Here is a 21,236-nt window from a genome sequence, read left to right as displayed (position 1 = left end):
GAAGCGATTGACTGAAGACCTCTTTGGCGGGCTGCCCGTGCCCGCCCCGCAACAAGCTCCCGCCCCTCCCGCAAAGTCCGTCCGTGCCCAGGGCGTGCAACCCGCGCCGATGGACGAGGCACTGCGCGCGCTGTCGGCGCGCCTGCCCGCCAGCCTTTACTTCGGCACCTCGTCGTGGGCATACCCCGGCTGGAACCAGCTGGTCTACGACGGCGAGTACGGCGACAGCATGCTGTCGCGCAAGGGACTGGCCGCATACTCGCGCCATCCGCTGCTGCGCGCGGCGGGGATCGATCGCGGCTTCTACGGGCCGATCCCGCTGGCCGACTACCTTTCCTACGCGGCGCAAGTGCCGGATGGCTTCCGCTTCGTGGTCAAGGCGCCAGCCAGCGTCTGCGACGCCTGGCTGCGCGGCTCGGACGGCGCCGGCCGGCTCGCCAACGCGGCGTTCCTGGACGCGGAGATCGCGGTGCGCGACTTCATCGCCCCGGCGAGCGCCGGCCTCGGCGGCAAATGCGGGCCGCTGCTGTTCCAGCTGTCGCCGATGGGCAGCCTGGCGGACAGCGGCGTATTCCTGGAGCGGCTCGACGCGTTCCTGGGCGCGCTGCCGCCGCTGGACCCGTCCATCACGCCGCATGCCTGCTATGCCGTCGAGCTGCGCGACCCGGCGCTGCTGACGCCGCGCTATATCAAGCTGCTGCGCCGCCACGGCGCGCGCTTCTGCCTGTCGGCGCGCGACCGCCTGCCGGCGGTGCCGCGCCAGGCCGCAGCGCAGGCCTTGATGGATGAAGCCGGCCCCGGGCCGCTGCTGCTGCGCTGGATGCTGCATGCGGGCAGGCCCTACGCGTATGCCGAGAAGCTGTACGCGCCCTTCGACCGCATCGTCGACGACGATCCCGGCACGCGCGATGCCATCGCCGACGTCGTGGCGGGCACCCTGCGCGCCGGCCAGCCCGCCATCGTCATCGTCAGCAACAATGCCGAAGGCTGCGCGCCGCTGAGCATCGTGCGAATGGCCGAGGCCATCGCCGCACGGCTGTAAGCGTCCGCTACACCCGCAGCTTGGCGGCGAACTGCTTGCGGAACTTGGCCAGCTTGGGCGAGATCACGAAGGCGCAGTAGCCCTGGCTCGGGTGGTCCTGGAAGTAGTTCTGGTGGCCCTCTTCCGCGCGCCAGTACGGCTGCTCGGGCTCGACCTGGGTGACGATCGGGGCATCGAAGACCTTGGCCGTGGCCAGTTCGCGCATTACGTACTCGGCGACGGCGCGCTGCGCTTCCGAGTGCGTGAAAATGACCGAGCGGTATTGCGGCCCGACGTCGTTGCCCTGCCGGTCCGGCGTGGTCGGGTCGTGGATGGCAAAGAAGATCTCGACGATCTCGCGGAAAGTGATCACGGACGGGTCGAAAGTGACGCGCACCACTTCGGCGTGGCCGGTATCGCCCTCGCACACCTGCTGGTAGGTCGGATGATCCACATGGCCGCCGGTATAGCCCGACTCCACCGCGACTACCCCCTTGACCTGCTGGTAGACCGCCTCCAGGCACCAGAAGCACCCGCCCCCCAGCGTGGCCGTATCAAATCGTTGTTCCATGTGCGCCGCTCCCTTGGCTGGTCTATGTCTATGGTTGTCCGGTGTCACGGACCTCAAGCATAAGCGCAGACGGGCGTGCGCGCATCGGCCATGCGGCTGGACTGCCGTGTCAGCCGGCGTGGTCGCCTTGGCGTTGCGATTCCAGCAGCGCCCGCAACTGGGGCTTCATCACCTTGCCCAGCGCGCTGCGCGGCAGGTCGTCTAGCAGCACCACCTCGCGCGGCAGCTTGAAGCGGGCGATACGGGCGGCCAGCGCCTCGCGCACCGGCGCCGGGGCCAGCGGCGCGCGGTCGGCGCCCGGCGCCGGCACGATCACCGCCACCGGCACCTCGCCCCAGCGCGCGTCGGCCACCCCCACCACTGCGCACTCCTGCACGCCGGGCAGGCCGAGCAGCACATTCTCGATCTCGGCCGGATAGATGTTCTCGCCCCCGGAAATGATCATGTCCTTGCTGCGGCCGACCACCTCGATGCAGCCGTCGGCATCGCGGTGGGCCAGGTCGCCGGAGCGGAACCAGCCGCCGGGCAGGCCATCGGCGGGCTGGTTCCAGTATCCGGCCATGACGTTGGCGCCGCGCACCCACAATTCGCCGACTTCGCCCTGCGCTACCTCGGCGCCGCAGGGACCATCCGCGCCAGCCAGCCGCACCGTCACCTCCGGCACCGGCCAGCCGGCATAGCCGGGCCGCGCCATCGCGTCTTCCAGCTTCAGCACCACCGACACCGGTCCGGTCTCGGTCGCGCCATAGACCTGGCCGAGCGGCACGCCGCGCGCGTGGAACGCGTCGATATACGACCGTGGGATGGTCGAGGAGCCGGCCATCACGCCGCGCAGCGGCGACAGGTCGGCGCCGTCCCAGCCGGGATGCTCCAGCACCGCGCGCAGCGTGGCCGGCACCATCAGCGCCAGGCTCGGGCGCGCTTGCGCGACCGACGCCAGCCACGCGCCGGGCGCGAAACGGTCATGCAGCGTCACCTGCGCACCGGCCAGCAGCGCCGGCAGCGTCTGGATGCACAGGCCGCCGACATGGAAGGCCGGCAGCACCGACAGCACGTGATCGTCCGGCGTCATGCCGTGCGCCCACCAGCTGGCGCGCGCATTGGCCAGCAGCCCGGCCTGCGTATGCACCGCGCCCTTGGGCTTGCCGGTAGTGCCCGAGGTGTAGGCCAGCAGCAGCGGCGCGTCGCCGGCAACGTGCGGGAAGCTGGCGACGGCCGGCGCCGGGTGATCGATGATGCGTTCCAGATGCGCCAGCCGGCACTGGCTGGCGCCGGCCTCCAGCGCCAGCGCGGCATGCGCGTCATCGTGGAACAGCAGCGCCAGCTGCGCATGGCCGGCGATGGCATGCAGCTCGGCCGCGGCGAGCCGGTAGTTCAGCGGCACGAACATCGCCCCGACCCGCGCGCAGGCGAACAGCAGCACCAGCTGCAATTCATGGTTCAGGCACAGCGTGCCGACCCGGTCGCCGGGGCGGATGGCCCATGTCGCCGCCAGGTGGGCGCTGGCGCGCTCCACGCGGCGCCACAGCTTGCCGTAGCTGAAGGTGCGGCCGAGGTAATGCAGTGCGGGCCGCTGCGGCGCCGCCTCGGCATGCGCCCACAGCATGGCCGGCAGCGCGCCGAGTCCGGCGGCACCGGGACGGGAGGGGCCAGGGCCAGGGCGGGCGCCGCTCATTCGTCGCGCTCGCCGGATTCATACAGCGTTTCGCGGCCCATGCGGTCCAGGATCAGTTCGGCGGTCCAGGGCAGCATCAGCGCGCCGCAGCGCGAATCGCGGTACAGGCGCTCCAGCGGCAGGTCCTTGAGCATCGACTGCCCGCCACAGGTTCGGATCGCCAGCCGCGCGATATCGTTGGCGCCTTCCATCACGGTGTAGTGCGCGGCGTAGAGGCGCAGGCGCTCGTCCTTGGAAGGGTTCGGCTTCGCTTCATGGATCACGCGCCAGAAGATCGAGCGCATGCTCTCCAGCTGGATGCGCATCTGCGCCACCGCGATCTGCTTGGTCGGGTACATGCGGCGCTTGACCGGCGGCTGGCCCGGCACCTCGCCACGCAGGTACTGCACGGTGAAGTCGTAGGCGGCCTGCGCCACGCCGAGGTAGGTCGGCGACAGCGTGAAGAACATGGCCGGCCAGGTCTGCGCGGCGCGGTAGTAGACCCCGCGCGGCATCAGCTGCTCCTGGTCTGGCACGAACACGTCCTTGAGCAGCAGCGTGCGCGAGACCGTGCCGCGCATGCCCATCGGATCCCATTCGCCGGTGACGGTGAGGCCGTCGGCCTTGCCCGGCACGGCGATATAGAGGGTATCGCGCATGTCGGGATGCTGGTCGCCGCGGTCCTCGGTGCAGAGAATGCCGTAGTAGTCGGCCGCGCCCGACAGCGAGGCGAAGATCTTGCGGCCATTCAGCACCCAGCCGCCTTCGACCTTGCGCGCGGTGGTGCCGAACGGCGCCTTGCCGGCGGCCGCCGCCGAGCCTTCGGAAAACGGCTGCGCGTAGACCGCGCCGTCGCGCACCACGCGTGCGAAATGCAGCGCGCGGCGGGCCTCGTGCTCGGCGCGCTGTCCGGGCGTCATCTCGATGCCATCGGACAGCGTGCCGGTCCACATGGTCGAGCAGATATGCATGTTGTACGTCAGCGCCGTGGCGCCGCAGAAGCGGCCGATCTCGGCGCCCACCATGCAATAGGTGGCAAAGTCCGCGCCCTCGCCGCCGAAGGCTTCCGGCACGCACAGCGCCAGCAGGCCGGCCTCGCGCAGGTCGTCGTAGTTGGCGAACGGAAAGCTGGCCTCGCGGTCCCAGGTGGCAGCGCGCGCGGCAAAGCGTTCGCGGCCCAGGCGGTTGGCCAGCGCCAGCAGGCGCGCCTGGCGCGGGGTGAAATCCGCCGTACCAACGGCAGGAATGAAGTCGAGCTGGCCGGAAGGCATGTCGCGGTCTCCTTGGCGCGGGCCGATATGGACCTGCGCCGTTGATCTGGTTTTCAGGGACTTCGGGACCGGCGCGCGTTTCAGCGCACCGGGAAATGCCGCTGGAGGAAAGCGAGTACGGGCGCGTTGAAGGCCGCCGGCCGCTCCATGCAGGCCAGGTGGCCGACATCGGGCAGGCAGAGGTACTCGGCACCGGGGATGCGCTGCGCCATGCGCTGCATCACCTCGGGCGAGGCATTGGTGTCGTGCTGGCCGGCCAGCGCCAGCACCGGCACGGCGATGTGCGGCAGCGCGTCGCGCTGGTTGAAGCGCACCAGCGCGCCCAGCGCGGCGCGGTAGGCGGGTGCGGGCACGGCGGCCATCACGCTCGTGGCGAAGGCCACCGCGGGCGCGTCGGCGTCCGGCGCCACCATCGTGCGCACCAGCCCCGCCGCCATCTCGGCCATGCTCTTGCCGGCGTCCAGCGGCGCGGTGCGCGCGGCGATGAACTCGCGCTGCCACGGCCCGTCGCCCTTGCCGAATGCGGGCGAGGTGCCGGACAGCACCATGCCGTCGACCAGCGCCGGCGTGGCGGCATACGCCTGCTGCGCCACCATGCCGCCCATGCTGTGGCCGAGCAGCACCACGCGCCGGCCGGCATCGCGCTCGGCCTGCAGCAGCGGCGCCAGCGCGCCGGCCAGGCCGTCGAAATCGTAGGGGTCGATCATGGCGCTGTCGCCATAGCCGGGCATGTCCCACGCCAGCGCGCGGTAGCCCGCCTGCGCCAGCGCCTCGCCCTGCGCCGGCCACGCGGCCTTGCCGCCGCCGATCCCGTGCAGCATCACGACAGCGACCGGGCCCTCGCCGTCACCCCATTCCAGCGTGGCGATGCCGTTGGCGTGCCTGCGGAGGTTGGGAGCGCTCATGCCTGCACCTCCACTAGCTGGCCTGCCTCCACCTCATTGCGGCCGTCGAGCGAGACCGTGCAGTTGCACAGCGGCAGGTCGAAATGGCCCAGCGTATGGCGGCCCGCCACCTCGTTGGCGCCCGTGGAGAACAGGAAGTTGCCGCCGAACGCGCGCAGTTCGGTGCCGTTACAGTCGCGCTTGTCGTAGAAGGCCAGCGCATCCCAGCGCGCCGTCCGGTTCAGGCCCCAGCCGACGTGCGAGACCGCGTACGCGTCGCGCGTGCCTTCGCGGTCGGCCCATGCCTGGTAATAGCCGCGCATCATGTCGGCGTCGACGCCCTGCCCTTCGACGGCGACGATGTAGTCGTCCTCGATATGGCAGACCACGGTGTCGCGCAGGTAGGTCTTGAAGGTCAGGTTGACATCGCCCGGCGCCAGCACCAGCGTGCCGTTGACCTGGCGGCTGGCCGGAAACGCCAGGCACAGGCCGCCCGGCCAGTGCGAGACCTGCCCCGGCTTGTTGCAAAAGCCCCAGACGCCGCCCACGCGAGCGTCGGCCAGGCCGATGCGCAGCTCGGTGCCGGCGGCCGAATGCACGCGCATTTCTTTCGCGCCGCGCAGGCGCTTCATCGCGGCGCGCACCGTGCCTTCCAGCGCCGGGTCAGGCTGGCAGCGCTCCAGGATCTCGGGATGTTCGTTGCTGACCATCAGCATGCGCGGCACCACGCCGTCGGCGCCGCGCAGGATCAGCGGCAACTCGGGGGCATGCAACAGGCCTTCGACGGTGCAGTCGAGCACCAGGTGGCAGCGGGACAGTGCGGCCACGACCGGGGCGAGGTGTTGCAGGGCATCGCTGGCGCCGGTCGAGCGTACCGGCGCCGGCGCACTGAGCGCCGGTGTCGGCACCTGGATCCGGACGGGCGTGGCGCCCAGCGACTGCACCGCCAGCTCGGCCAAGGCCACGTTGACAGGGCGGGATTGCGACTCCGTTACAATTCCAACAACTTCCGCGCCCTGCAGGGCACAGAGTTCCAGGGTGCGCCGGAATGCCGCCAGCCATCGGTGTTCGATCTGCTCGATGAGCATGTCTTGTCTCCTGCGTGTTTTCTTGGCGGCATGCGCCGCGCTGTTTTTTGTATCCTGGCCGGCACCCGCTGCAGGGCGGCGTGTCGGCGGACTTGGTTGAAGTCCCTGGCGCGAATAATATATATGAAATTTCATGAACTCCAGTGGAGCCCCAATGGGCATGCCTGAGGCCCAGCCACGGATCGCCAACGTCGCCGCCGCACCGGACTTCGATGCGCAGCATTTCCGCCGCACGCTGTCGCAGTTCGCGACCGGCGTGACGGTGATCACCACCCGCGCCAGCGCCGAATCGGTCGCGGCCGGCGCGCCGCCGTTCATCGGCATCACCGCCAGTTCGTTCAACTCGGTGTCGCTGGATCCGCCGCTGGTGCTGTGGAGCATGGCCACGCGCGCCAACAGCCTGCCGATGTTCCGCGACGGCACCCACTACATCATCAATGTGCTGTCAGCGTCGCAACTGGACTTGTGCCAGCGCTTCGCCACGCTGAAGGGCGACCGTTTCGCGGGCGTCGACTACCGGCTGTCGGCCACCGGCCTGCCGATCCTGGCCAATGCGCTGGCGTGGTTCGAATGCCATAACCGCAGCCGCTACGACGAGGGCGACCATGTGATCTTCGTCGGCGAGGTCGAGCGCTGCGGCGTGCTCGAAGGCCCCGATGGCCCGCTGGTGTTCCAGGGCGGCCAGTTCTCCACCACCAGTCCGCTCGAACCCTGAGCGCCTGCGGCTCCATCATGGCGGACCAGCCTTTCGTCGACGGCTACCTGGCCTACCTGCTGGCCCGCGCCAGCCATCTGATTTCCGGCGAATTCCACCGCGAGGTCGAAGCCCGCGGCCTGTCTGTGCCGGAATGGCGCGTGCTGGCGACGCTGGCCGACCGCGCCGACTGCACCATCGGCGCGCTGGCCGAAATCACGCTGACCAAGCAGCCCACGCTGACCAAGCTGGTCGACCGCATGGCCGCCGAGGGGCTGGTCAAGCGCACCGCCGGCACCACCGACCGCCGCCATGCGCTGATCTCGATCACGCCGCGCGGGCTGGCGCTGGCCAGGCCGCTGCTGGAACGCGCCGCCCAGCATGAGCACGCGGTGCTGAACGATTTCGGCCCCGAGCAAGGGGCGCAGCTCAAGGAAACGCTGCGCCAGCTGATCGCGCTGCACACGCAGCGCTAGGCGTCTTCCCCTGCCGCCTTCAGGATCGCCAGCGGCGAGCTGTCGGTCTTGATCCGCTGCAGCACGATGTTCGAGCGGATATCCATCACGCCCTTGGTGCGGTACAGCCGGTTCACGATGAAATCCGAGTAGTGCTTCAGGTTGCGCGCCTGCACGCGCAGGATGTAGTTGCTGTCGCCGGTGATGATGTACGCCGACAGCACTTCGGGCCAGGACTGGACCGCGGCGATAAAGGTGTCGTGCCAGCCCTCCACGTCATGGCGCATCGACACCTGCACGATGGCCTCCAGCTCCAGCCCGAGCTGCTCGGCATCGAACCAGGCGCGGTAGCCGCCGATCACTCCTGACTCTTCCAGCAACCGTACGCGGCGCAGGCATGCCGAAGGCGACAGCGCCACCCGGTCGGCCAGGTCCTGGTTGCTGATGCGGCCGTTCTCCTGCAGGTACGCGAGAATGCGCAGATCGATGGGATCGAGGGTCATTCGAATTTCCTGCGATGAATATGTAGATATTCGAATTTTATGCGAAAGATGACGTGCCGGACCGCTCATTTCGCAAGCCTCTTCCCGGGGAATTTGTCTAATATGCCGACATCGAGGCAGACAAAGACGGCATCGCCGCCCCATTCCATGACCGCCCCCAGACAAGACCCACGCCGGCTGTGGGACATCAGCCCGCCGCTGTCCCCGGCCACCCCGGTGTGGCCCGGCGACACACCGTTCCAGCAAGCGCCCGCGTGGCAGATGGACGAACACTGCCCGGTGAATGTCGGCCGCATCACGCTGTCGCCACACACCGGGGCCCACGCCGACGCGCCGCTGCACTATGCGGCCGACGGCGCGCCGATCGGCGACGTGCCGCTGACGCCGTACCTCGGCACCTGCCGGGTGATCCACTGCATCGGCGCATCGCCGGTGGTGGAACCGCGCCATGTCGAGCACGCGCTGCGGGACCTGCCGCCGCGCGTGCTGCTGCGCACCTACCGGCAGGCGCCACTGGCGCAATGGGACCCCGCTTTCTGCGCTGTCGCCGCCGAGACCATCGCGCTGCTCGCATCGCATGGCGTGCAGCTGGTCGGCATCGACACGCCTTCGCTCGACCCGCAGGAATCCAAGACCATGGACGCGCACAACGCCGTGCGCCGGCATGGACTGGCAATCCTGGAAGGCATCGTGCTGGATGACGTCGACGAAGGCGACTACGAACTGATCGCGCTGCCGCTGCGCTTTGCCGGGCTCGATGCCAGCCCGGTGCGCGCCGTGCTGCGCAGCCTGGATTGAACACATCAAAACTTCACGCATACCCACCATCAAGACATGACGACCATTGACCGCGAGCACTGTCTACGGCTCGACCAGCAAGACCCGCTGCGCCCCTTGCGCGACCAGTTCGCCCTGCCCGAGGGCGTGATCTACCTCGACGGCAACTCGCTCGGTGCCCGCCCGCGCGCCGCCGCCGCGCGCGCCGCCCAGGTGGTGGCCGAGGAATGGGGCGATGGCCTGATCCGCAGCTGGAACACCGCCGGCTGGTTCGAACTGCCGCAGCGGCTGGGCAACAAGCTCGCCCCGCTGGTCGGCGCCGGCGAGGACGAAGTGGTGGTGACCGACACTACCTCGATCAACCTGTTCAAGGTGCTGGCCGCCGCGCTGCGCGTGCAGCAGACGCGCGATCCGGCGCGCAAGGTGATCGTCTCGGAATCCAGCAACTTCCCGACCGACCTCTATATCGCCCAGGGCCTGGCCGACCTGCTCCAGCAGGGTTACTCGCTGCGCCTGGTCGACTCGCCGGCCGAGATCGACGCCGCCGTCGGCGCCGACACCGCGGTACTGATGCTGACGCACGTCAACTACAAGAGCGGCGAGATGCTCGACATGGCCGCGCTGACCGAACTGGCCCATGCCCGCGGCGCGCTGACCGTCTGGGACCTGTGCCACTCCGCCGGCGCCGTGCCGGTCAACCTGAAGGCGTCCGGCGCCGACTACGCCATCGGCTGCACCTACAAGTACCTGAACGGCGGCCCGGGCTCGCCCGCGTTCGTGTGGGTCGCGCCGGCGCTGCGCGATGCGTTCTGGCAACCGCTGTCGGGCTGGTGGGGCCATGCCGCGCCGTTCGCGATGGAACCGCAATATCGCCCGGTGGACGGCGTGCGCCGTTTCCTGTGCGGCACGCAGCCGGTCACGTCCCTGGCGATGGTCGAGTGCGGGCTGGACATCTATGCCCAGACCAGCATGCAAGTGCTGCGCGCCAAGTCGCTGCTCCTGACCGATCTCTTTATCGAGCTCGTGGAAGCACGCTGCGGCCAGCATCCGCTGACGCTGGTCACGCCGCGCGAGCATGCGCGCCGCGGCAGCCAGGTGAGCTGGGAACATCCGGAAGGCTATGCCGTGGTCCAGGCGCTCATCGAGCGCGGCGTCATCGGCGACTACCGAGAGCCGCGCATCGCCCGCTTCGGCTTTACGCCGCTGTACACCAGCTTCACCGAAGTCTGGGATGCAGTGGAAATCCTGCGCGATGTGCTGGATAGCGGCACGTATCGCGATGCGCGCTTTCAGGTGCGCGGCCAGGTGACCTGATCGGGAGTTACATCATGAGTGAAATCAAGGGATGCCCGTTCTCGGGCGCGGCGAGCGCATCGCAAACGGCATCGCAGCGCGACGGCTGGCATGGCGCGCAGATGGATTTCGCCAAGGACATGAGCTATGGCGATTATCTGGGCCTGGACCAGATCCTGAGCGCGCAGCACCCGCTGTCGCCGGACCACAACGAAATGCTGTTTATCGTGCAGCACCAGACCACCGAGCTGTGGATGAAGCTGATGCTGCATGAGCTGCGCGCGGCGCGGGAATCGGTCAAGGCCGACAGCCTGCCGCCGGCATTCAAGATGCTGACGCGCGTGTCGCGCATCATGGACCAGCTGGTGCAGGCTTGGAACGTGCTGGCGACGATGACGCCGCCGGAGTATTCGGCGATGCGGCCTTACCTGGGGATGTCCTCCGGATTCCAGTCGTACCAGTATCGGGAAATCGAATTCATCCTCGGCAACAAGAATGCGGCCATGCTGAAGCCGCATGCGCATCGGGCCGAGCATCTGGCGCTGGTTGAGGCCGCGTTGAAGACGCCCTCTCTTTATGACGAAGCCATCCGCCTGATGGCGCGGCGCGGGTTTGCGATCGATGCGGAATGCGTCGAGCGCGACTGGACGCAGCCCGCTGGCTACAACGCTTCGGTCGAGGCGGCCTGGCTTGAGGTTTATCGCAATCCCTCCGCGCATTGGGAGCTATACGAACTTGGCGAGAAGTTCGTCGACCTCGAGGATTCGTTCCGGCAATGGCGGTTCCGGCATGTGACGACGGTTGAACGCGTGATCGGGTTCAAGCGTGGCACGGGCGGCACCGAGGGCGTCAGCTATTTGCGGAAGATGCTGGATGTGGTGTTGTTTCCGGAACTGTGGAGGTTGAGGACGGATCTTTGAACCCCTCCCTGCTCGCCTGTTTGCTCCCCTCTCCCGCTTTCGGGAGGGGGGCCGAGGGTGAGGGCCGGCGCCACCATGAAGTAGAGCCAGTCGTTCGACCGCCCTCAAACCCCATCTGACAACCTCCCAGCCAGCGCCACCAGCGCCGGCGCCAGCGTCCGGTGGAAAACCTCTTCCTCCACGGCCCCATAAGAAGCGCTGCAACTCAGCATGTGCAGATCCTTCTCCCCAACGGGCCGAAACGCCACCGCGCAGGCATGAATCGCCGGATGCCAATCCCGGAATGACGACGCATACCCGCGCTGCTGCGCATCAGCCAACGCCACCCGCGTCGCCGCCTCCTGCTGCTTCCACTGCTCTGGAAACGCCTGGCTGAACTCAGCCAGCACCCGATCCCGCCGCGCCGCAGGCAGCGCCGCCAGATATGCCCGTCCCATCGAACTGGACACCAGCGACAGCCGTGACCCCACCCCAAGCCCCAGCATCACGCCGGCGTCGTTACGGATCGACTCGAGGTAGATCACCTCCATCCGCTCACGCTTTCCGAGCGACACCGACACGCCGTACGACTGCGCGAACGCCAGCATATGCGGCCGCGCCAGCGCCACCACGTCTGATGCCGACAAGTACGCGTACCCCAGCGCCAGCACCCCGGCATCGAGCGCGTACTTGCCCAGGCTGTCGTCATAGCGCAGGTAACCCAACTGCACCAGGGTGCCGGCCAGGCGGCTGACCGTGGCCTTGGGAAACCCGGTGCGGCGTACGAAATCCTGGTTGCCAAGCATCGCTTCGCCAGTACGGAAGCAGCGCAGCAGCTCCAGCCCGCGCGCCAACGCGGTGACGAAATTGGGATCGCTCTCACGCACCGGCGTGTCCGGCGTCGGTGCGTCGCTCGGAAGTGACGGACTGTTCAAGATGTGCTCCTCTCTGTTCGGCGGTTGTCCGCTCATCGCACAAGGGATCGGTGGCTTGGGGTTTTGCCGGTTGCACGGCAAACCCATTGCGATATACTAATTCAACGGAACACAGTTCCGCAATGCGGAACCAAAAATCCTCCGCACGAACCACCGAACCCGATACTCCGGAAGCACCGCGCCAGTCGCCCCGCTTCCACCGCGCCACCGAAGGAGACCTGCATGGCTGCCAACGCCGAATTCCACTGGGCCGATCCCCTGCTGCTCGACCAGCAACTGACCGCCGACGAACGCGCCGTGCGTGACGCCTCCGCGGCGTACTGCCAGGACAAGCTGATGCCGCGCGTGCTGCAGTCGTTCCGCAACGAGAAGACCGACGTCGAGATCTTCCGCGAGATGGGCGAACTGGGCCTGCTCGGCCCGACCATCCCCGAGCAATACGGTGGCCCCGGCCTGAACTACGTCAGCTACGGCCTGATCGCCCGTGAAGTCGAGCGCGTCGATTCGGGCTACCGCTCGATGATGAGCGTGCAGTCGTCGCTGGTGATGGTGCCGATCTATGAATTCGGCACCGAAGCGCAGAAGCAGAAGTACCTGCCCAAGCTGGCCACCGGCGAGTGGATCGGCTGCTTTGGCCTGACCGAGCCGAACCACGGCTCCGACCCGGGCTCGATGGTCACCCGCGCCAAGAAGGTCGACGGCGGCTATGAGCTGACCGGCGCCAAGATGTGGATCACCAACTCGCCGATCGCCGACGTATTTGTGGTCTGGGCCAAGCTGCAAGGCGAAGACGGCAAGGAAGACATCCGCGGCTTTATCCTGGAGAAGGGCTGGAAGGGCCTGTCGGCACCGGCCATCCATGGCAAGGTCGGCCTGCGCACCTCGATCACCGGCGAAATCGTGCTGGACCAGGTGTTCGTGCCGGAAGAGAACATCATGCCGGGCGTAAAGGGCCTGAAGGGTCCGTTCACCTGCCTGAACTCGGCCCGCTACGGCATCGCCTGGGGCGCGCTGGGCGCCGCCGAATTCTGCTGGCATACCGCCCGCCAGTACACGCTGGACCGCAAGCAGTTCGGCCGTCCGCTGGCCCAGACGCAACTGGTCCAGAAGAAGCTGGCCGACATGCAGACCGAGATCACGCTGGGCCTGCAAGGCTGCCTGCGCCTGGGCCGCATGAAGGACGAAGGCACCGCCGCGGTGGAAATCACCTCGATCATGAAGCGCAACTCGTGCGGCAAGTCGCTGGACATCGCCCGCGTGGCGCGCGACATGCTGGGCGGCAACGGCATCTCGGACGAGTTCGGCGTGATCCGCCACGTGGTGAACCTGGAAGTGGTCAACACCTATGAAGGCACGCACGACATCCACGCGCTGATCCTGGGCCGCGCCCAGACCGGCCTCCAGGCGTTCTTCTGAAGCCGGAACCAGGCCCTTACGGACAGGATCTCCCGGAATGAAAAAGGCCCGGCTGCAAAGCCGGGCCAAGCACACTACCAAGGAGACGACGAGGCTGCCCCCGTCGATAAAACACCTGTCCTGGACGCCGGCCCCGCAACATGCGGGGCCGCGTTCATTGGATCGTCATGCCTTGCCGGGTTGCGGCGTCAGCCGCAGGTATGGCCGCACGGCCGTATAGCCCTTCGGGAATTTCTCGCGGATCACGGCCTCGTCCTTCAGCGAGGGCACGATCACCACATCGTCGCCGTCCTGCCAGTTGCCGGGCGTGGCCACGCTATGGTTGTCGGTCAGCTGCAGCGAATCGATGACGCGCAGGATCTCGTTGAAGTTGCGCCCCGTGCTGGCCGGGTAGGTGATGATCAGGCGCACCTTCTTCTTCGGATCGATGATGAACAGCGAACGCACCGTCAGGGTCTCATTGGCGTTCGGATGGATCATGTCGTACAGCTGCGAAACCTTGCGGTCGCCGTCGGCCAGGATCGGGAAATTGACCGTGGTCGACTGGGTCTCGTTGATGTCGCGGATCCAGCCGCGGTGCGATTCCACGCCATCGACCGACAGCGCGATCGCCTTGACGCCGCGGCGCGCGAATTCGTCCTTCAGCTTTGCCGTCAGGCCCAGTTCGGTGGTGCACACCGGCGTGTAGTCGGCCGGGTGCGAGAACAGCACGCCCCAGCCATCACCGAGCCACTCATGGAAGCGGATGCGGCCTTCGCTCGAATCCTGCTCGAAGTCCGGGGCGATATCGCCGAGACGCAATGCCATGTTCAGATCTCCTGATTTCGAAGTGGAACCAGAGTATCCCGATTGATATCCAACCCAAACGAATATAAAGTCACTACAAAATCACTCGTAGTCATATAGACATTTTCTGACAGTCTTTTCGCGCGCTTTCGGGCATGCTGGCAATGGCCCCGCCGATACCGGCGTCGAGGCACGTGGCCTTGAAACCACCGCCGCCCGCCACATATGCTAAGTATCAGACAGACAATGCCGTTAGCCTCGGAGCGTAGAAAATGTCAGAATCCGCACAAACCGAACCAACCGCCCGCAAACAGGAGAAACTGATGAGCGATGTCAAGACCGTACTGTCCGACGCCGAGGAGCTGCTGAAGCAAGCCGCTTCGACCACCGGCGAAAAAGCCGCCGAACTGCGCGAGCGCGGCATGGGTCTGCTCAAGCAAGCCAAAGAAAAGGCCCAGGACCTGCAGGATGCCGTCGTGACCAAGAGCAAGGCAGCCGCTCGCGCCACCGACGACTACGTGCACGACCACCCGTGGCGCGCCGTGGGCGTGGCGGCCGGCGTGGGCTTGCTGATCGGTCTGCTGCTGAACCGCAAGTAAGCGGCTGAAGTCCCGGTGCGGCCCCAGGCGCCGCACCAGAGCGGCAACCCGCGCGAGGCACGGGTTGCCAGTGGCCCGGGGGCCCGCACAGCGGCGCCCGGCCCCGTCCGCAGAAAGGCACGCCCGGCCAGGCCGGCGTGCCGCTTTCACGCCGGAGCCGCCGAGCGAATCCATGAGCGAACCCACCCCCTCTCCCAAACTGCTGGAATCCGTGCGCAATCTCCTCAACTCGGTGGTTGCGATGGTCCAGACCCGCCTGGAGCTTGCCAGCGTCGAATTCGCCGAGGAACGCACGCGCCTGATGAAGGTCGCACTGCTGGCCTGCTTCGGGCTGGTGTTCTTCGGCATCGCGCTGGTCACCTTTACCGCGCTCGTCGCCATCCTGTTCTGGAACAGCTACGGCTGGCAGGCGCTGGGCGTGCTGGTGGTCGTCTACCTGCTGCTGTGCGCCGGCTGCCTGGCGTACGCGCGCAACCTGGTGCGCAACGCCCCGCCGATGTTCGAGGCCACGCTCGCCGAAATCGACAAAGACCGGGAGATCCTGCGCCGATGACCACCCTGGAACCCGACGAAGGCGCGACCGAGCGCAACCGCCGCGAGCACGCGCGGCCCGTCCGCTTCACGCAGGAAGTCCGTTTGCCGCTCGACGTGCGCAAGGAGTTGCTGCTCACGCGCGCGGCGCTGGAACGCCACGACTGCTTGCAGGCACTGCACCAGGTACGCGGCGGCGCGCGCCGGCTGGGCAGCATTGCCAGCTGGCTGCCGCGTATCGCGCGGCCCGGCTCGTGGATGAAGGTGGCGGGCATCACCAAGGAATATCCGCTTCTGAGCACCGCCGTCACGCTGGCGCTGCCGCTGCTGCGGCGCACGCCGGTGCTGCGCTGGACCTGGAAGCTGTCCAAGGTCGGCCTGGCGGCCGGCGCGGCGTACTGGGCCTACAACACCTGGCGTGAGGCCAAGCAGCAGGCCATCCCTCCTGCCACCGCACCTACCCCCGCACCTGCCTCCGTGCCGGACACCGGCGCGGCCGCCACGCCGGGCGCGCCTCCCACCGACACCGGCTTCCGCGACCCGCTCGTTCCCTGAACCTCGCGTTTGCGCTCAGGCCATCCGCGCCGCCGCGGACGGCTCCATCGCGGCCAGGCCGGATGGGGCGAACGGCTGCGGCGGGCCGATATGGAATCCCTGCACCAGGTCGACGCCGAGCTCGCGCAACCGTCCCAGCATGGCCTCGCTCTCGACGAATTCGGCGATGGTCTTCTTGCCCATGGCATGGCCGATGCGCTGGATCACCTCCACCATCACCAGGTTGACCGGGTCGGCCAGCATCTCGCGCACGAAGCTGCCGTCGATCTTCAGGTACGCCGCCGGCAAGTGTTTGAGGTACGCGAACGACGACATGCCTGCGCCGAAATCGTCCAATGCGAAACTGCAGCCGAGCTGCTGCAACTGCTGGATGAATGATCCCGCCTGCGCGAGGTTGGCGATCGCCGCCGTTTCCGTGATCTCGAAGCAGATGGCCAGCGTATCGCTGCGGCGCAGCTGGCTGCCCATGACCTCGGCCATCTGGCGGATCAGCTCGTCGCCGGCCGCGTGGCCGCAGGTGTCGTTGACCACCTTGAACTGGTCGAGGTCCAGGTACATCAGCGTATGGGAGACGCCTTGCGCATGCGCGACTGCACGCGGCCCCATACGTCGGTGGTCACCACCGCGTCGCCGATTGCCTGCAGCGCGACCTGGGCCGGCTCCTTTTCCGCAAACAACTGCGCCTCGTAGCGCTTGTTGTCCGAGATATCCGTCAGCGAGCCCGCCATGCGCGCGCGCCGCCGCGCGGCGGGGCGCACCAGCCGGCCGCGTGCGCGCACCCACAGGTAGTCGCCGTCGCGCTTGCGCAGCCGGAACTCGGCGTCATACGGCTCGCCGCTGCGCAGGTGCCGCGCAAGCTTGGCTTCGAAGGCTTCCAGGTCCGACGGATGCAGCAGGCCGAGCACGGTCTCGCGCGCATGCGGCAGCTCGCTGGCGCCGTAGCCCAGCATCTGCGCGCATCGCGCGGAAAAATACAGCTCGCCGCTGCCGAGATGCCAGTCCCACAGGCCGTCGTTGCTGCCCTCCACCGCCAGTTGCAGCTGCTCCTCGCGCTGGGACAGCGCCTCGCGCAGCCGCCGCTCGCGCCGCAGCGGCCCGTGCGACCGCAGGATCGCCGACATCAGCAGCAAGGTCGCCACCACCGCGCTGCCGGTGGTCAGCAGCCGCGTCACCCGGCGCGACGCCTGCCCAAGGTGTTCCGAAAAGGCCCGTTCCAGCGGGGTCAGCCGCGAATCGATCTGGGCGATCCGGCGCAGCACGGGCGCCACGCAATCGTCGTCGCAGCCCGGCCGTTCGACCAGCCGGCGCAGTGCCAGCGCCTGCTCGTGCAACGCGGCGATCTCCTCGTCGCCGGCGGCCCACACGCGAATCGCGGCATCAACCTCGTGGATATGGCGGAAATTGCGGTACAGCCGGACCATCCGCGGGATATCGTCCGGGTGGTTGCCGCCGGCGAGCAGTCCTTCGCGCACGCGCTCGAGGTCCGGCTTGCCGCGGTCGAGTTCCAGCCGGGCGCGCTGGTCCCCCAGCGGGATGGCAATGGCAGCGAGATAGAAAGCGAAATCTTCGGGGTTGCGGTCCTCGCCATAGCGCAGCAGATGCGAACGGCCAGATGATGCGCAGCACGTGTGCGCTGGCCGGTAACGACTCACCCGCTTGCCGCATATCGAATCCTGCCGGGTGCTGGCCCGGCTTGGTTCATCCTGTGTCCCCGCCGCTCATTGTCGTGTGGATAAGACAACAAGTCTCTAACTCGATTTGGTTAAACCAATGGTGTCGCCGGGTTTTTGCGCTGGGCTCTGCGCACCGACGGCTGCGGCGGCATGGCGAGCTGGAGGATGCGTTTTGCGCCCCGAAAACGACAAAGGCCTACGCAATGCGCAGGCCTTTGTGGTCATCGAATGCTGGTGGGTCGTGCGTGACTCGAACACGCGACCAACGGATTAAAAGTCCGCTGCTCTACCGACTGAGCTAACGACCCGAAAAAACAGAACCGCGATTATAGTGAGGCAGATTACAAACTGTCAAGCGTTCGCGATTCAAACCATGCGTTCCAGCCGCCACATCTGGTAGCGGAACGCCAGCACCGCACCCAGAAGGATCCCGGCCAGCGCGATAAAAGACCCGATTGCCAGCGTCGACACCCCCGACAGCCCCTGCCCCACCGTGCAGCCCAGCGCAGTCACGCCGCCCGCGCCCATCAGAATGCCGCCGACCATATGGTTGGCCACGTCCTCGGCATTGCCGAAGCCTTCCCAGCGGAACGTGCGCGTGGCCAGTGCATAGACCGCCGCGCCGGCGATCACGCCGAACACGCTGACGATGCCGATGGTCAGCACCTTGCTCTTGTCGCTGAACATCATCAGCCAGTCGAGCGTATAGGCGTAAGGCGCGACGAAGCTCAGGCTTTCCATGCGGCCAGAGTTGGTCGACACAAACAGTTCTTCGAGCGTATTCGGATCCTCGGCGACGTAGCCCAGTTGGCCGGACACGTACCACATTGCCACGATGATCAGGCCGACGCCGATGCCGCCGAGCAGGTTGTCAAACGAGCGGAAGCCGCGGCCCGCCAGCGCCCACACCACCAGCACGCCGCCCAGCAGCAGCCCGAGCCCAAGCTGCAGCGCGCCGCGCGCCACGCCTGTGCCCTGCGCCAGCACCGACGGCAGGTCCTGCGTGGTCGGCAGCGTGAGCGCCACCGCGTCGACGGTATTGACGCGCACCACGCCGAACAGGCCGCGCAGCGTCATGTACGCCGACAGCCCAAGGAACACGAACACCACCAGCGACTTCAGGTTGCCCGCGCCGATGCGCACCAGCGTCTTGCTGCCGCAGCCCGATGCCAGCACCATGCCGAAGCCGAACATCAGCCCGCCGGCCAGCGCCGACAGCCAGCCCAGCTTGCTGGCGGCGTAGATGGTCTTGGTCGGATCGACCGCACCGGTCCAGGCCAGCACGCCGGTGCCGATCATGGCCACGCCGATCGCCAGGCCCCACATGCGCGCGCGGGTCCAGTCGCCCATGTTGACCACGTCGGAGACCGCGCCCATGGTGCAGAAGTGCGTGCGCTGCAGCACCGCGCCGAACAGGAAGGTCAGGACGAACGTGCTCAGCAGCACGGTGCGCGAGAGCGCGGCAAGGTCGATTTCAGGCATGTCGTTGGGAGGGGACGGCTTCTGGCGGCGTTCGGGTCGGAATGTTCAGGTGGCGCCCTGGTAGCGGGTCGGGTCGGGCACGCCGGCGGCCTCGAAGCCGGCGCGGCGAATGCGGCACGAGTCGCACACGCCGCAGGCCCGGCCGTCGTCGTCGGCCTGGTAGCACGACACCGTCAGGCTGTAGTCGACGCCCAGGCCGATGCCGGCGCGGATGATCTCGGCCTTGGTCATGTCGATGATGGGTGCGTGCACGCGGAAGCGGTCGCCCTCGACGCCCGCCTTGGTGGCAAGGTTGGCCAGGGTTTCGTAGGCGGCGACGTACTCGGGCCGGCAATCGGGATAGCCGGAGTAGTCCACCGCATTGGCGCCGAAGAACAGGTCGCGCCCGCCGACGGCCTCGGCCCAGCCGAGCGCCAGCGACAGCATGATGGTATTGCGCGCCGGCACATAGGTGACGGGGATGCCGCCGGTGGCGCCGTCGGTCGGCACTTCCAGCGCGTCGTCGGTCAGCGCCGAACCGCCGAAGCGGCGCAGGTCGAGGTCGACGATTTCGTGGCGGGGAGCGCCCAGCGCCGCGGCCACGCGCTTCGCGGCCTCCAGCTCGGAAGAATGACGCTGGCCATAGCGCATCGACAGCGCATAGGTCTCGAAACCCTGGGCGCGGGCCATGGCAAGTACGGTGGCGGAGTCGAGTCCGCCGGAAAGCAGGACGATGGCGCGTTTGGTCATGGTGCGGGGGCGCACCGGGGGCGGCGCGCAAGAACATTCAGGCGAATCGCATATTCTAGCGCGACAAACGAAAAAGGCCCGCCAGAGCGAACCTTGGCGAGCCTTGCAGCAGCGGTCGGCGCGCCGCCGACGACGCTTACTTGAGCGTCTTCAGCCGGTTGCTCGCCGCCTGCGCGCCTTCGGTGCCCGGGTACTTTGCCACCACCTGCTCCAGCGTCTTGCGCGCGGCCGCCTTCTGGCCGGACTCGAGCTGGTTGTTGGCAATGGCGATCATCGCGTCCGGCACCTTGGGGTGCGTCGGGTTGGCGTTGACCATGTTCTGCAGCACGAAGGTGGACCCCTTGTAGTCGCGCTGCGCATACAGCGAGTTACCGAGCCAGTACTGCGCCAGCGGCAGGTACGGGCTCTGTGGGTACTTCTTCACGAACGCCGAGAACGAATTCCCGGCGCTCTTGAAGTCGCCCGCCTGGAACTGCTTGAGCGCGGCATCGTATTCGGGCTTTTCGCCCGGCTGCGACACGCCTTCGCGGCCCTCGACCGTGACCTGTTGCGGCTCGAATTTCTTCAGGCGCGCATCGAGGTCGGCGTAGTAGTCCTTCTGCTGCTTCTGCAGCGTGTCCACCGTGTTCTGCAGCACTTCATTCTGGCCGCGCAGCCGCGCCACTTCCTGGCGCATGCCCTCGAGCTGGTTCTGCATCTCGAGCGTGGTGCGGCTGTTCTGCTCGATGCGCTGCGTGGCGGTCGCCTGGAAACCGTTGAACTGGTCGCGCAGGCCGATGACCGCCTTGCGTGCCTCGTCATCGTCGAACACACCGGCATGCGCCTGCGCGAGCGGGAGCATGCCGCCGCCGGCGACGGCGGCAAGCCACAACAGGGTGGAAACGCGTGCTTTCATGGAGGGTCAGTCCGCAGATCAGTAGTTGATGTCCGCGCGGCGGTTTTCCGCCCACGAGGCTTCATCGTGGCCGGTGGCCTTGGGCTTTTCCTTGCCCAGGCTCACGGCTTCCATCTGGCCGTCGGGTACGCCCATCGAGGCCAGCGAACGGCGCACGGCTTCCGCGCGCTTCTGGCCCAGCGCCAGGTTGTACTCGCTGGTGCCACGCTCGTCGGTGTTGCCCTGGATCAGGATCTTGCGGCCCTTGTTGCTGCCCAGGTACTTGGCGTGCTCGGTCAGCATGCCCTGGTAGTCGGACTTGACCGTGTAGCTGTCGAAGTCGAAGTACACGCTGCGCTTGGCCAGCGGGCTGTTCGGGTCGTTCAGCGGATCGGCGGCGGTCACCGGCGTGACGGCGCGCGGGTCCGCCCCCGTGCCGGCCTTGCCGGCGCCGTTGGCGGTGTCGTCCAGCTTGACGCCGGAGCTGCAGGCGCCCAGGGCCAGCAGTGCAGCGACGGCAAGGGTTTTGGTCATCAGTTGAGGCAT

Annotated in this window: 22 protein-coding genes, 1 tRNA gene and 1 pseudogene; 10 read left to right on the top strand and 14 right to left on the bottom strand. The window is 67.5% G+C overall.

Annotated features, from left to right (window positions below; translation table 11 throughout):
- Positions 1–7: 7 nt before the first annotated feature.
- Positions 8–1,042 (top strand): DUF72 domain-containing protein, encoded by a 1,035-nt coding sequence (locus tag ACAD63_RS04645; protein ID WP_434033498.1) that lies wholly within the window; start codon positions 8–10, stop codon positions 1,040–1,042.
- A 7-nt stretch (positions 1,043–1,049) separates the two neighbouring features.
- Here ACAD63_RS04645 and msrA read toward each other — a convergent pair whose 3' ends face one another.
- From msrA to ACAD63_RS04620, 5 genes are all read right to left on the bottom strand, one after another.
- Positions 1,050–1,592 carry a peptide-methionine (S)-S-oxide reductase MsrA gene (gene msrA / locus ACAD63_RS04640; protein ID WP_133092401.1) on the bottom strand — a complete coding sequence of 181 codons (543 nt, stop codon included), beginning with the start codon at positions 1,590–1,592 and terminating at the stop codon, positions 1,050–1,052.
- A 109-nt stretch (positions 1,593–1,701) separates the two neighbouring features.
- Positions 1,702–3,267 (bottom strand): class I adenylate-forming enzyme family protein, encoded by a 1,566-nt coding sequence (locus ACAD63_RS04635; protein ID WP_434033497.1) that lies wholly within the window; start codon positions 3,265–3,267, stop codon positions 1,702–1,704.
- Positions 3,264–4,517 carry an acyl-CoA dehydrogenase family protein gene (locus tag ACAD63_RS04630; protein ID WP_133092403.1) on the bottom strand — a complete coding sequence of 418 codons (1,254 nt, stop codon included), beginning with the start codon at positions 4,515–4,517 and terminating at the stop codon, positions 3,264–3,266. Before ACAD63_RS04630 ends, ACAD63_RS04635 begins: the two co-directional genes overlap by 4 nt.
- A gap of 80 nt (positions 4,518–4,597) precedes the next feature.
- On the bottom strand, positions 4,598–5,422 hold the full coding sequence (locus ACAD63_RS04625) for an alpha/beta fold hydrolase (RefSeq protein ID WP_195427326.1): 825 nt from the start codon (positions 5,420–5,422) through the stop codon (positions 4,598–4,600).
- The gene (locus ACAD63_RS04620) at positions 5,419–6,489 is read right to left on the bottom strand and encodes a peptidase M29 (protein WP_434033496.1); all 1,071 of its coding nucleotides are present in this window, start codon (positions 6,487–6,489) and stop codon (positions 5,419–5,421) included. The genes ACAD63_RS04625 and ACAD63_RS04620 overlap by 4 nt, the downstream gene beginning before the upstream one ends.
- A gap of 154 nt (positions 6,490–6,643) precedes the next feature.
- Here ACAD63_RS04620 and ACAD63_RS04615 point away from each other — a divergent pair, with 154 nt between their 5' ends.
- Both ACAD63_RS04615 and ACAD63_RS04610 read left to right on the top strand, forming a co-directional pair.
- A complete protein-coding gene (locus ACAD63_RS04615) occupies positions 6,644–7,204 on the top strand; it encodes a flavin reductase family protein (protein WP_133092406.1) in 561 nt (186 codons plus the stop codon).
- A gap of 17 nt (positions 7,205–7,221) precedes the next feature.
- Positions 7,222–7,659, top strand: coding sequence for a MarR family winged helix-turn-helix transcriptional regulator (locus ACAD63_RS04610; RefSeq protein ID WP_133092407.1), 438 nt, complete (start codon positions 7,222–7,224; stop codon positions 7,657–7,659).
- On the opposite strand, the gene ACAD63_RS04605 is transcribed toward ACAD63_RS04610, so the two are convergent.
- Positions 7,656–8,141, bottom strand: coding sequence for an Lrp/AsnC family transcriptional regulator (locus ACAD63_RS04605; RefSeq protein WP_434033495.1), 486 nt, complete (start codon positions 8,139–8,141; stop codon positions 7,656–7,658). The genes ACAD63_RS04610 and ACAD63_RS04605 overlap by 4 nt on opposite strands.
- Positions 8,142–8,288: 147 nt before the next feature.
- Here ACAD63_RS04605 and kynB point away from each other — a divergent pair, with 147 nt between their 5' ends.
- The 3 genes from kynB to kynA are packed head-to-tail and all read left to right on the top strand — an operon-like array spanning position 8,289 to position 11,131.
- A complete protein-coding gene (gene kynB, locus ACAD63_RS04600) occupies positions 8,289–8,939 on the top strand; it encodes an arylformamidase (protein WP_195427324.1) in 651 nt (216 codons plus the stop codon).
- A gap of 36 nt (positions 8,940–8,975) precedes the next feature.
- Positions 8,976–10,232, top strand: coding sequence for a kynureninase (gene kynU, locus ACAD63_RS04595; protein ID WP_195427323.1), 1,257 nt, complete (start codon positions 8,976–8,978; stop codon positions 10,230–10,232).
- Positions 10,233–10,246: 14 nt separating this feature from the next.
- Positions 10,247–11,131 (top strand): tryptophan 2,3-dioxygenase, encoded by an 885-nt coding sequence (gene kynA, locus ACAD63_RS04590; protein ID WP_135705687.1) that lies wholly within the window; start codon positions 10,247–10,249, stop codon positions 11,129–11,131.
- 104 nt (positions 11,132–11,235) lie between these two features.
- Here the strand turns inward: kynA and ACAD63_RS04585 are convergent, their stop codons facing one another.
- Complete coding sequence (locus ACAD63_RS04585; RefSeq protein ID WP_135706300.1) at positions 11,236–12,045, bottom strand: IclR family transcriptional regulator; 810 nt, start codon at positions 12,043–12,045, stop codon at positions 11,236–11,238.
- A 222-nt stretch (positions 12,046–12,267) separates the two neighbouring features.
- Between ACAD63_RS04585 and ACAD63_RS04580 the strand changes: the two genes are divergently transcribed.
- Complete coding sequence (locus tag ACAD63_RS04580; RefSeq protein WP_063240480.1) at positions 12,268–13,461, top strand: acyl-CoA dehydrogenase; 1,194 nt, start codon at positions 12,268–12,270, stop codon at positions 13,459–13,461.
- 165 nt (positions 13,462–13,626) lie between these two features.
- Here ACAD63_RS04580 and ACAD63_RS04575 read toward each other — a convergent pair whose 3' ends face one another.
- The gene (locus ACAD63_RS04575) at positions 13,627–14,268 is read right to left on the bottom strand and encodes a peroxiredoxin (RefSeq protein WP_135705688.1); all 642 of its coding nucleotides are present in this window, start codon (positions 14,266–14,268) and stop codon (positions 13,627–13,629) included.
- Positions 14,269–14,519: 251 nt separating this feature from the next.
- Here ACAD63_RS04575 and ACAD63_RS04570 point away from each other — a divergent pair, with 251 nt between their 5' ends.
- The 3 genes from ACAD63_RS04570 to ACAD63_RS04560 all read left to right on the top strand — a co-directional run bounded on the left by ACAD63_RS04570 (position 14,520) and on the right by ACAD63_RS04560 (position 15,932).
- Complete coding sequence (locus ACAD63_RS04570; protein ID WP_010813729.1) at positions 14,520–14,846, top strand: DUF883 family protein; 327 nt, start codon at positions 14,520–14,522, stop codon at positions 14,844–14,846.
- Positions 14,847–15,018: 172 nt separating this feature from the next.
- Positions 15,019–15,399, top strand: coding sequence for a phage holin family protein (locus ACAD63_RS04565; RefSeq protein ID WP_133092414.1), 381 nt, complete (start codon positions 15,019–15,021; stop codon positions 15,397–15,399).
- Entirely contained in the window at positions 15,396–15,932 is a 537-nt protein-coding gene (locus ACAD63_RS04560) for a DUF3318 domain-containing protein (protein ID WP_133092415.1), read from the top strand. The genes ACAD63_RS04565 and ACAD63_RS04560 overlap by 4 nt, the downstream gene beginning before the upstream one ends.
- 15 nt (positions 15,933–15,947) lie before the next feature.
- On the opposite strand, the pseudogene ACAD63_RS04555 reads toward ACAD63_RS04560, so the two are convergent.
- The 6 genes and pseudogenes from ACAD63_RS04555 to pal form a co-directional block, all read right to left on the bottom strand.
- A pseudogene (locus tag ACAD63_RS04555) lies at positions 15,948–17,533 on the bottom strand (EAL domain-containing protein); the annotation flags it as partial.
- 304 nt (positions 17,534–17,837) lie between these two features.
- Positions 17,838–17,913: transfer RNA gene (locus tag ACAD63_RS04550), tRNA-Lys, on the bottom strand.
- A gap of 58 nt (positions 17,914–17,971) precedes the next feature.
- Positions 17,972–19,087 (bottom strand): YeeE/YedE family protein, encoded by a 1,116-nt coding sequence (locus ACAD63_RS04545; protein ID WP_133092416.1) that lies wholly within the window; start codon positions 19,085–19,087, stop codon positions 17,972–17,974.
- A gap of 45 nt (positions 19,088–19,132) precedes the next feature.
- Positions 19,133–19,816, bottom strand: a complete 684-nt coding sequence (gene queC, locus ACAD63_RS04540; protein ID WP_434033494.1) for a 7-cyano-7-deazaguanine synthase QueC — start codon at positions 19,814–19,816, stop codon at positions 19,133–19,135.
- Between the two features lie 136 nt (positions 19,817–19,952).
- A complete protein-coding gene (ybgF, locus tag ACAD63_RS04535) occupies positions 19,953–20,711 on the bottom strand; it encodes a tol-pal system protein YbgF (protein ID WP_135705690.1) in 759 nt (252 codons plus the stop codon).
- An 18-nt stretch (positions 20,712–20,729) separates the two neighbouring features.
- The gene (gene pal / locus ACAD63_RS04530; protein ID WP_135705691.1) at positions 20,730–21,236 is read right to left on the bottom strand and encodes a peptidoglycan-associated lipoprotein Pal; all 507 of its coding nucleotides are present in this window, start codon (positions 21,234–21,236) and stop codon (positions 20,730–20,732) included.

Origin of the sequence: Cupriavidus sp. a3, assembly GCF_051015765.1 — a bacterium.
In the GTDB taxonomy this organism is placed as follows: Bacteria; Pseudomonadota; Gammaproteobacteria; order Burkholderiales; family Burkholderiaceae; genus Cupriavidus; species Cupriavidus oxalaticus_A.
The sequence above is the reverse complement of the archived record's forward strand: the minus strand, read 5'-3'. Positions and strand labels throughout refer to the sequence as shown.